Annotated in this window: 2 protein-coding genes; both read right to left on the bottom strand. The window is 38.8% G+C overall.

Going from position 1 to position 12,986, the window contains the following annotated elements:
• Positions 1–182 precede the first annotated feature (182 nt).
• Positions 183–11,405 carry a Spy0128 family protein gene (locus ACTNC0_RS09260; RefSeq protein ID WP_441087133.1) on the bottom strand — a complete coding sequence of 3,741 codons (11,223 nt, stop codon included), beginning with the start codon at positions 11,403–11,405 and terminating at the stop codon, positions 183–185.
• A gap of 112 nt (positions 11,406–11,517) precedes the next feature.
• Complete coding sequence (locus ACTNC0_RS09265; protein WP_441087134.1) at positions 11,518–12,753, bottom strand: BTAD domain-containing putative transcriptional regulator; 1,236 nt, start codon at positions 12,751–12,753, stop codon at positions 11,518–11,520.
• Positions 12,754–12,986 lie beyond the last annotated feature (233 nt).

Genomic DNA, 12,986 nt, shown 5'->3' on the forward strand with positions numbered 1-12,986 from the left:
CAGCTTTCTCTCCTCCGCTCTCGTTCTGCCTATGATAAAGTCATATACTGCCAGTCCTTTCTACAGACTGGCAGTTATGTCTTGTATTTCATTATATAGACCTGTGGAGAGATTGTCAAACAGAACGTCACTATGCACATATGAAAAGCGGAGCCCGCAAACGGACTCCGCTCTGGTGTTACTTATTTATCATTTTTTCTTTTCTTCTTGTAGAAGATTCCGCCTGCAATGGCAAGGGCTGCGATTACAAGAACTGCTGCATAAGCACCGATCGGGGTGTTATCGCCGGTCTTGACTGCTACCTTTCCACTGAGTGCACTGCTGTAAGAAGCCGGTGTTGAACCTCCGCCTCCAGATGTTCCCGGAGTTGTGGAATCGCTCGGTACAACCTTATTGACGATCTTCAGAAGACCATTGTTATAGCTGTACTCAATTTCTCCATCTACGGAGAAGTTATAATCATCATCAACTTCGATCGTTACACTTCCCGCACCTGTATAGCCTGTCGGAGCCTGAACTTCTGTCAGAGTGTAAGTACCCGGATCAAGCTCTAACTCATGAGCACTTGCCTCAGATGTCCACTCATCCACTACAGTTCCGTCTTCATCTGTCAGTCTGAAGCTTGCACCTGCAAGACCAACGCCATTTCCGTCCGTCTTCTGTACACGAAGCTTACCATCTGACTCTTCCGGAATCTTATTTACAAGATTAATGTTACCAGTCAGATTCTCCTTACTCAGAGCAACTGTACCTTCACCTGTTACTTCATATTCAAAGACATCAAGGTCAAGAATATTTCCATCCGCATCTGTTTCCAGAATGTAGTAGTTGATCGGCTCTGTACCGTCTTCGCCTCCAAGAGGAACCTCAACAGTAACTGTGTCATTCTGTACCAGCGTTACTACCGTGAACAGATTATAAACACCATCATCGCCCTTTGTAAAGACACCTGCATAGAACGTATCGTCCGTAGTTGTCTGTGTGGTACCTTTCAATACCTGTTTGTTAATGTTGATCTCGCCCTTATAGGAATAACCTGTAGGAATATCAAAGAATACATTCTCCAGGTTTACAGCACCTTCCTTAGGACCAGCTTTCAGATCCAGTTTCACGGTGTTGGAACCGCCGTCAACTGTACACATAAACTGTGATCCATTATGCATACCCTGCTGATCAAGATTAATCACATTGCCGTTTGCATCTGTCTCATATACATAATAGGTACCCTGTGCCAGATCACTGAATGTCACACTTCCTGCGGAAGCATTTACCAGATGAATGGCCTGTGGAAGAGCTCCTTTGTACGGATACTTACCAACTGCATCTGTAAACAGATTTACATAGAAGGTATCGTCCTGAGCGATCAGGTCTGTGAAATCACCGCCATTTGCGTAAGTAACTTTCTTGGTTACTGTGATCTGACCGGAACCAGATGCCTGGTAGTCAACCATAGTAACTTCGATTACGTCTTTGTCTTCCATCTTGAATGTCTGGTCCGGAGCTACGGTGTAACCGGACGGAGCTGAAACCTCACTTAATGTGTAGGTCTCGCCTACTGTGAGGAGACCTGTGATCTCATGAGCCTTTCCGTCAGATGTCCACTTGTCAAGTTCCTTACCGGTGGAATCTTTCACTACGAGCTGTGCACCGCTGAGTGCTTTACCGCTCTCGTCAGTCTTGAGGATGCTTGCTTTAGTCGGAGCATCCTTCATTACAACCTTGGTTGTCTTTCCAGTCTTATCAACAGTAAACTCAATATCTTTAGCTGTTCTGTATCCTGCCGGAGCACTTACTTCGTGAAGAGTATACTTTTCACCTGCTACCAGTTTATTTGCTACTGTATGAGTTGTTCCATCGGATGTCCACTGTTCTACAGTTGCGCCATCTTTATCAAGAACCTGCAGAACTGCTCCTGCAATTTCCTTAGATCCTGTCAGATCAGTCTTACTGATATTTACACCTGTAGGTGCATCTTTCATGACAACTCTTGTTGTAGAGCCATCTTTATTTACAGTAAATTTCACATCTTCTGCAAGTACATATCCTTCCGGAGCTTCCACTTCGTGAAGAATATACTGTTTACCTGCTTCAAGTGTCACTTCAACTCTGTGTTCTTCTGTAGAAGATGTCCAGGACTCCAGAACTTTTCCATCGGTATCCAGAATCTGTAATTTCGCTCCTGCAAGTTCTTTTGTTCCTGACAGATCAGTTTTTGTAACTACAACCGTATTTGGTGCATCATACATTGTTACTTTCTGCTCACTTCCAACTACAGAGTCATTACGTAAGGTAAATTCTACATCTTCTGCATAACCATAACCTGCAGGTGCAGTTTTTTCATGGAGAAGATATGTCTTTCCTGAAACCAGACCAGTTTCTGTATAATGAGGAGTGCTTGTTGTTGTCCACTCATCTACTACTTTCTTGCTATCCTTCTCAATAATCTGAAGAACTGCTCCCGGAAGCTCTGCTTTTCCTGTAATATCTGTCTTGCTGACACACAGTCTGAGTTTCGCATCACGCATTACTACACTTGTTGCTTTTTCATGATTTACATAAAGTACCCCACTTTCATCTACAGCAAATGTAATATTATCTGCTTTTGCATATCCGCTCGGTGCTGATACTTCCTCCAGTGTATAAGTAACATTCGGTTTCAGTACACCTGTTACAATCTTATCTTTACCAGCTTCAGTCGTCCACTTCGGAACTACTTCCTTACCTGTTGCATCCAGAACTCTCAGAACTGCTCCTCCAATGGAGTCTGTTCCAGTGAGTGCTTTCTTACTGATCGTTACAGCGTTTTGTTTATTTTCTATTTTAATTTCTGTAACCGAATCAGTTGTGCTCAAAGTAAATTCCTGTGGTTTTGCAAGTGTATATCCGGCTGGTGCACTGATCTCAGAAAGTATATAAGTCACACCTTCTGTCAATCCACTTATTGTATGTGCCTTCCCGTCGGTTTCCCAACGGTCAATCAATGTATTTGAATCTTTGTCTCTGACCTCCAGAATTACTCCACTTAACACATTTCCTTCTTCATCTACTTTCAGAATGCTTGCTGTTGTCTGACTGTCAACCATCTTAACAGAAGTATTCTTGCCATCTTCTACAGTAAATTTGACATCAGCTGCTTTTCGATAACCTTCCGGTGCAGATAATTCTCTCAAAATATATTCCTTACCAACTGCAAGTCCTTCAATATATTTTGCCTGACCATCTGAAATCCATTGTTCTACAACTGTCTCTCCGTCTAAGATTGCAAGTTCAGCACCACTTACACCTTTTCCGTCATTATCGACTTTCAGTACAGTGACACCTGTTTTCGCATCAGACATGATAACAATTTTACCTGTTGTATCTAACTGTCCACTTTCACTCAAAATTTCAATACTGCGGGTTTCATCGTTTTTAATTGTAAAAATAATTGGATCTGCTGTTGTATATCCTGTTGGAACCGCAATTTCTTCCAGAATATAAGTATTTCCTGCAACCAGCCCATCACTGACTGTATAGTCTGTATCTGTAGTCGTCCATTCTGCAATCGTAGTGCCAGGTTGCTTAGCTGCTGTATCATACTCAGAAAGTCTTAATGTCGCATCTTTCAGGTTCTTTGTACTCTCTTCATCTTTCTTTGTAAGATCAGTTTTTCTGAACTTAAGACTGATTACTTCATTCTTAAAACACTTCTCATCACTGCTCATTGCATCTGATTTATCAGTTACAACAGCCGCTGAAAGATTTCCAGCTCCATCATCTGTAACATTAACAACTACTGTACGGGAACTATGGTCATAAATGTACTTATCACCTGTTGCCGGCTGATCTTCTGTAATAATGTAAGTATGTTCACCAAGAGGATTACTGTCCTTACTATATTCATATTCAATCGGCGTAAAGGTAATGGTTCCATCTGCCTCATTTTTTCCTGTCGCAACTGTCGTTCCATTTTCTGTTACAGTAAATGTAAACGCTCCAGCCTCAAGAGTAATATTTTCAAGAGCTTTGCCTGTATTGTCTACAATTTCCTTCTTGCCTTCGAATGCAACAGAAGTAGTTGATTTATAAGTATTCGCAAATACAATTGCATCCTGTGTTGCTCCGCTTGCATCTGTAATTACTTTTGTAGTTATCAGTTTATGGCTATCCTGCTTATCTATACCTACAGTTACATGAACATTATATACATCCTCACTGTAAGTATATCCTTCCTCTGTGCCCTTGTTCTCTTTTACTGTGTAGTAAAAATCTTTTCCTACATCATCCTGGTTATAAGACAGTGGTGTAAATATGATGTCTGAGCCATGATTAAATATGGTTTCTTCATATGCATCTTCGCCTGTCAGTGCTTTACCAGTGTTGTCGACTCTTGTCAGAGTAAAACTGAACTGATTATTATTGTCTGCCAATTTCAAAGGACTGAGTGTCTTCTGTGCCACTATCTGTGCAGTTCCATCAGCTTCATAGACATTCTGAAATTCTGTTATAGCTTCATCTGGATCATCAAAAGTAATATTTTGAATTTCACCGTTGACCTCTCTTCTCCATTCAGCATCTGTTTTCAGTGTTCCATCATTATTATCGGTAACTTCTACATAGATAATGTATCTCTGGTCAGATACCGTCACACCGTTCATCTTTTTATCCGGATTAAGTTCCTGAATGCTGTATTTATAAGTTTTTCCAACATCAGATAATCCATATTGTTCTTCTGCGATTGTTCCTGTCAGTTTTCCAACAGATGTATTTTCATCAGCAGTTAATTTCAATGTGCCAATGACTTTATCTTCGTTTCCATCTGTTTTAACAATCTGGAATTTGAAATTATCACCATTCTGGAATTTTCTTCCCGCAAGTGTTTTGTTTACTTTAAAGTCATAAGAACCAGAAGCATTGTAACTATTTGTAAATGTAGCCTCCGAACCTGTTAAAGCGTAAACAGCCACATTATTCTTCATATTACCGGTTACAGATGTATTTTCCTCTGTTCCGTTCTTCTGAAGTTTCACACTTGATGATAAAGTACCATTCTTGTTATCTGTAATGGTAACTATTGCTGTATACTTAGTTTTTGTATCATAAGTAATTCCCTTTTTCTCTTTTGGAGCTATTTCAACGATATTATAAGAGAAATCTTCGCTGGATTTACCTTTAAGGTCTGTAATATCATAAGTGATTTCAGGGAACTCAAATACTGCCGTTTCACTGTCTTTATTCTCTGTCTTGATTTCTACAGTTCTGGATTTAACAGCATTTCCCTCTTCATCCTTAAGATTTGGTCCGTTAATCTCAAATTTAAAAGATGAAGTACCATTGCTTACATCTTTCAGTTTTCTTCCAGTTTTCTTTGCATCATCGTTAACCAGTTTTTTAATTCCGGTAAGCTGTACTTTTGTACTTGCTTTATAAATATTCGTGAAGGAATATTTATCTGATGGAGTGATGCTATAAACACCATTGTTTTCTGTAAGTGGCTGTTTTTCATCAAATGAAACTGATGATTCTGTAGAAACCTTAACTTCCTTAGCAAAAGTTCCATTTCCATTATCTGTTACTTTAACATCAACATAATACTTCTGCTCGCTATAGGTTACACCACCTTCTGTTCCATTTTCTTCTGAGATTGTATAATGGAAGATTCTGTCCTCTGCGTAAGTTCCATCAGATTTTTTCAAATCTGTTATTTTGTACTGTAAAGTTGGGAATCTGATATCTTTCGCATCCCCACCTTCAGCACCATTCTTAACTGTAGCAAATATTCCCAACGTTCCAGTCTCTGACAAAATTGTCGCTGGGTTTGCATCTGCAAATCCTGACTCATTATTTGTCTGCTGAATCTCAAAGGAATACTTTCCAGCTTTCAGCTCTTTATTTTTCAGTTCCTTTGTTGCAGCAAGCTGAATTTCAGTTGTCGCACCATAAGTGTTTATAAAGGTAGCTGTGTTCTTTTGTTTAGGTAAGGTAAATGTCCATGTACCTGTTGCTGCATCTTGTGTAAAATTTAACACTGTTGTCCCAGCCTTAGCTGTTGGTTTTAATTGTCCGGTCGTTGTATCATTTTCTACTGTAACTATGATCTTATATGACGTTGTTTTGTCATAAGTAATACCTTTTTGACCATCATTTTTTTCTGCAATAGTATATTCAAAATCTTTCTTTGTGTATCCATCTCCTGTTGGTGTTAAATCATCCAAATTATAGGAAATTGTTGAAAATTCAAAATTTCCATCAGCATCATTTTCCTTTGTTTCTGATCCGGTACTTCCCGGAACTTTAGGACCTGTCAATTCAAATGTAAACTGATTTGCCTGTAAAGCTTTGTTCTCCAGTGTTTTATTACCTACAAACTTAATGGAAGTAGATGCGTCATATGTGTTTTCAAAGTTATATTCTTTTCCATCTGGAACCGGGAGAATATACTTACCATCTGCCGTTGGATTTATTACCTGTTCATTATATTTAACAACCTTACTTAATGTTCCATCTCCATTATCTGTAACAGTAACTGTTATTGGATAAGTAGTTTCGTCATAAGTTACTCCATTCAGCTTGTTATTTGTAGTTTGAGATCTATCCTCTGCAATTGTATAAGAAAATATTTTTCCCTTTTTGCCATCGATAGTATCTGTCAACTGATCAAGTGAATATGTAATTGCCGGGAATTCTATTTTATGCTTATCGGAACTATTACTGTCAGCTCCATTTTTTGCTGTCAGTTCAGCATCTCCGGTAATTTTAAAAGTAAAATCATTTCCAGTTAATGTTTTATTGGAAAGTCCTTTGGTTGCTGTAAACGCAATCTCAGTTGAAGCACCATACCCATTTACAAATGTTGCCTGTTTCCCAGGTTTATTCGGCAAAATGTAGACTCCATTTTCATCAGGCCGCACATCTTCTACAGTTGCAGTTAACGATTCAACAGTTGCAGTTAACGATCCATCAGAAGCCTTAGACACTTTTACCTGAACTTTATAATGTTCTTTATCGTATTTGATGCCATTAATTTTTCCTGTTTGAGGTTCCTGTTCATTAATATCAAAGATAAAAGTTTCTTCGTTTTTTCCTTTTAAATTATCCTGAGTAAACGTGATAGGATCAAAATTAATATCTGGGCCAACATTCTGTTTTTCAGCAGAATAATTCAAAGCTTCACAACTTACTTTAAATGTAAATTTGTCGGCAGATGTTAAAGTTCTACCATCAATGGCTTTCGTTCCTTTAAACCGTACTTGTGTTTCTGCCGCATATACATTTTTAAATGTAGCAGTCGCAGTTAGTCCAGTCATGGGTTGTTTTGTAAGAGTCTTATACGTTTCGTTATTAACTTCTGCTGTTTTTCCACTTGTATAAACGGTTATTTTTTTCTTTCCACCGACACCATTGTCAACATGAACCTGAATGTATGTGACTTTAGAATCATAGGTGATACCCTTTTCTTGACCAGAAGTTGGAATGTCGCTTTCTTTAATCATATAATAATAATCACCGTTTACTGTATAGGAAACATTTCCAAACTCTGCCCCTTTTACATCTCCATTTCCAGTTGAAGAATTGGATACTGTTACTTCAACTTCATCTCCGTTTGCAGATTCAGGCATTGGAATACCTGTAAGCTTATCTGCTGCCTCTCCATCCATTGATAAGCCCTGAAGTTTAAATTTAAATTCTCTTCCCTCTCTCCAGTCATTAAAGTCTTTGTTAACCTTAAACGTTACATCTTCACTTTCTTTATATTCATTATATACCGTAATTTTATTAGAAGTACTATCACCTGCTAATATAATCAATGCTCTTCCTGAATCATCTGCATCTGCTGGTGAATATGATTCCAGATGCCAGCCTGTTGGCAATTGAGTCTCTTTTACTATAATTTTCGCATTTTTAGGAAGTCCTGTTAAATTGATAGTACCATTATTTTCACCCTTGTTGACTTTAACCTTTACAGTAGCAACATTATTTTCTACACTGATTAGTTTTCCATCAACTTTAACGTTTGAAAAATCATATGTCTGATTATTCCATTCACCAGTTAACTGGAATGTAAACTCTGTATCCTGTCTGACATTCTCCTGGGTATTCTTTATAAGTGATAAATCAGTAGATGTATAGTTATTAAAAGTAATAATATTTTGAGGATTATTCTTCATTCTGTAAGTCAATTTTCCAGTAGTATCTCTCTCAATACATACCTCAATTTCCTTTTCACTTTTGTCATATATATAATTATCATTATCAGATAATTCTCTCATAACAAAAGTATACGTTCCTTCATATTTGAAATTTGCCTTTGGAAAATTTATTATTCCTGCAGCATTTACAGTTTCATTATACCCTCCTGTTACATTACCATTCTCAATCTTTAACGCATCAGCATCAGCATTGGCCACATCAGAAACAGAGGCCTCCTTATTATCGGCAGCATTATATGCAGATGTAACAAATCCATTCTGTTTTGGACTGTAAGATTTTAACATTAAATTAAACGCAAACGAAACCTCCGCAAGTTGGTCATCTAATTTCTTAGTCGCACTAAATGGAACAGATATTGCTGTAGGCTCTGTATCATTAGTAACAGGATCTAGAATTGTACCATCATTGAGAACTGTATATTTTATTCCCTCCTGATTAATCGCATTTTCCAAATCAGTGGATAATCCATTTTCTTTATATATAAAATAATGCTTTGTAGAATCAACAATATATCTTTTAGATCCTTCAGGGGCTTCAGTTGTAGGTGCCCCAGTTTCTACATAATAATATAATATGTCTTTATGTATCTGATTCTGCGCATCATTAGCATCTCCAAAAACAATTCTACCATTTGGATCAGAGGTTTTAGTAAATACTATTGAATCGTCTAACTTCCCATTCACTAGCTTAATCTCATGAAGTTCAAATGTTGCCCCTGCTAGCTTAGGTTGTTCTGTCTTCATACCCTCGTCAGTATTTACCACAACGGAATATAAGCCTCTTTTTACAATTGTAAGTGTCCCATTTTTACCTTTAGCTGTTGCAGACGCATCCTGAATTTCAATGTTTTTGTTGGTTTCTTCGCTACTTATTGCTGTGCCTTTTAAATTAATGGTGTTTACAACCGATGAAACTTTATCACCAGGAGCTCCATTAATCATGACTTTATATACAAGTGTAACTGGTGTACCATCATCAACTGTGACTGTCAGCACTCTGGTCTTATTATCATAGCTCCAACCATGTGTTGTTCCACCAGTAATCTGTACATCACCTAACCATGTAACATTCTCAGGTATTTGGTCTGTTAATATAAGTTTACCACCTTCAGTCCCTTCTGGTAATAATAACGCCCCTATTTTATTGATTTCAACAGTATACGTAATTATATTGTCATCATCAACAACACCTTTTTTACTAAGTGCTTCATTTTTTAAATCAAGACTAGACGCACTATCACTACCACTTCCCGTGCCTTTGCCTTCTTCTCCCCAACTCCAACTTGCACTGTTTGAAACGCTAAAATTTCTTATTCCATCTTGGGGTTTAACTTTATATTTCAGTTTATAACTTACATTCTCTGCATATTGTAACTCAGAAATATTGACTATAGCTGTCTTTTTCTGTTTATCAATAATGGCATTGACAGCTTCCTGATTAGTTTCGATTCCATTTTCAACTTTTATAAGTTTAAAAGAGTCAGCTACATAATCAAAATTGCCTGTCAATTGATCTACTATTGTAATATTCTTTACATTTGCACTATCTGGCTTAAGTGATACATAATAAGTCAGTGCACCATCATTATCAAGTATTGGCTTACCATCAGCATCTTTTTCAAAATCTTTTTCTCCTTTTAAATCAGAAGGTTTTAGAGTAACGCTCTTTGTAAGTCCAGGAAAATCAATAGTTGTGGTTTCAGAACCAGCAACATAATCTTTATCCACCTGCATTTTCAAAGTAAATGTACCCTCTATCTCATTAGGATAATCTTTGAGAAATGATTCTTTATAAATGAGTTTTACTCGAACATTTCCACCGTCATTTACTATTTCATAACTTCCTACTGTCTCATTACCATTCTTAATAGGACCCTGTGTATTAGAATATGTCCAACCTTGTGCTGGCAAATTATAGTATCTTACATTGTCCAACACACCTCCATTATTCTCTGCTGCTTTAGGTTTATTATTCTCATAATATTTATACTCAACATGAAGAGAAATTTTGTCATCTCTTCCTATAGTTATATTTTGACTTGTATCTACATCTTTATTGTTAATACTAAGTGAAACATGTACAGTGTTCCCCTGACACATGATATTAGATTTATCTGTTATAACTGAAGTAGAATTTTCAGAATCTGACTGATCATTTTCATCATCATTCGCCTGTGCCTTAGCAGCTTTCTGAATCTTACGGCGGTCCTTACTCTGTCCCAACAATTTGTTCTGCTCATCAAGTTTTGCCTGTTTGTCATCATCAGCTGCCTGAGTAGGTTCCGGTGTTGGTGTTGCTTCCGGGACTTCTGTCACTTCCGGTGTCGGTGTCGCTTCCGGAACTTCTGTCACTTCCGGTGTCGGTGTTACTTCCGGTGCTTCAGTCACTTCCGGTGTAGTCTCCTCCGGTTTAACTTCCGGTTTTTCCTCCGGTTCAGTCTGTGGTGGGGCAACTTCCGGTGCAGGTTCCACCGGTGCCTGTGTAGGCACAAGAATCTCCGTATTCTCCCATGTATAGCTGCAGGATGTTCCATCCACATACCATGCATTTACTACGCCATCCAGGTTCTCCGGGATGATCTGGGCTGCGAACTGGTAGGCAACAGTTTCACCTGCGCCGATTGTCTGGTCAGTCCACATAACAATCTGATTATAGCCGTCGGCACTTCCATCCGGAAGATCAGCTGTGTTGTTTCTGTCTACCGCATAGGCACCTGCACCTGCTGTTTCGGTTCCGTATCCGTTTACCCAACTCAGCTGTGCAGAATTAAGCAGTGCTTTAACGCTTACACCTGTTGCAGGGTTCTCAGCGTCATTATTTGTAATCTGAGCGGTCATCTGCACGAAGTTACAGGTGGTTCCACTGACATCTGCCTGGAACACGCTCTGGGTAATGGTTGCAGATACATCTGCATTGGAAGTCTTTGCCTCAGTTGTTGCATTTCCTGATTCCGGGCTTCCGATATCTGTACTGCCATTCCCATTTTCCTGCGTTTCCTGGAGCTGCGTCTTGTACTCCTCTCCGCTTGCTCTTGTTTCGACCTGGCTCTGATCCGGCTGCTGCTGTTCTGTCTGTGTCTGGCCGCCGGCAAGTCGCTGTTCGATCTGCTCGTTTGTGACATCCGCAAATACCATGACTGACTGTGCATTCTGAAGCATCATAACTATAGTCAGTATCATAGCAAGTATTTTGCGCCACTTCTTGGTTCTGTCCATAACCATTCCTCCTTTTCAACTTTAATCTTTCTTTAATTTATATTTTAGAATTTCAGTAATATGCCTTTTATTTTATTCCTCTGTCCAGTGAATTATTTTTTACTTTCATATGTCATATCACTCCTCCCCTGCTCTCCTGCGGAAGTTCATAATTAACAGATACTTCTCTGGTTTCCGCTTTAAGTGTTACTTTATCGCTGTCCATATCTTTCTTGAAATTAGACAGAATCCTCTTTATGACTTTCTGTGAAGATTCGTAATCACAATATGGCAGCATCACTATATACTGTTCAGCGCTGTATCTGGCAGCTACATCTCCCATTCGAAGATACCTCGTCAATACCTTCTGGAGTTTCGTACCGGCTCTCTTCCTATAATACTGTATCCTGACAGGGTCTTCCTGCAGTTCCCTCTCATTTATCTTTATAGTCAGAAGCAGCATATACTCTGCATTGCCGGACCGCAGCACCCGTCTGGCTTCCAGTCTGTATATTTCCCGAAATACCGTATACTCGCAGAAAAAAACACCGTTTGGATCTTCTTCCTGAATTTCTTCATAAATATCATCCATCGTTGCCTCTGCAGAATTTATGTTCATTCCAAGGATCTCATCATACAATTCTTTCATCCTGTCGGATCTGTGTATTCCCAGCCTCTCATACAGAATCTCTACTGCTGTTTCATATTGCTTCAGTGCATCATCCGCATCTCCCATTTCTACCCAGCTTCTGATCATCCAGTAATGAACATCCTCGCTGAGTTCATCACAGGCCATCGCCCGTCCACAGACTCTCTGTATCGCTGCGTAGTCATGTATACTGTTATACAGTTCGCACAATTCATTTACCAGTTTTATATATACAAAATGGTAATACGTGAACCGCACCGCAAGCCAGGATTCTGATGTCAGAACACAGGTGCAGGGTTTCTCATAGCAGGATAATGCCTCTTCGTATTTCTTAATTTGAAGTTTTGTATCATTCCCGGCCTCCCGGGTCTGTTCTGCGCGATATCTGAATTCTTCCATATCGCTGTGAAGCTCTATTTTCTCATTCCACCCATAGGTACCCGACCGCGAGACAATGTATTCCTCCGGTCCCAGTTGTTTCAGTGTGTTGCGCAATCTGTATATGAGGTTCTTAAGTGCGCCCATCGGATTCGATGATCCGCCATTTCCCCATACCAGTTCTCCGAGCTCTTCCGCATTGATCATACGATGATGATTTAGTAAAAGAAAAGCCAGAAGTTTTATAATTTTTTTGGAATGGATCGTCTCTTCATCCAGACGTCCGTTCTTGCTTTCCAGGCAGAATTTTCCAAAAAAATGTACCATTACTACCTGATTCATACGTTTTCTCCGTTATATATATATCACTCTGCTTCTTACAGCAGAACTGTCTAATTAATCTCTTCATTATGTAAATTGTCAGATATTTCGCAGACAATATAATTGTCTATTCCTGTATTATACCATCCAACAGTCACAAATCGTAAGCGCTTAATTCTTGGGTAGATAGACATTTGCCTAATTCAAGCTCATAATGATGATAGTAAATAGATTTTTACTACAGTCCATGGATA

The sequence above is a fragment of the Blautia sp. HCP3S3_B11 genome, from assembly GCF_052064435.1.
In the GTDB taxonomy this organism is placed as follows: Bacteria; Bacillota; Clostridia; order Lachnospirales; family Lachnospiraceae; genus Blautia_A.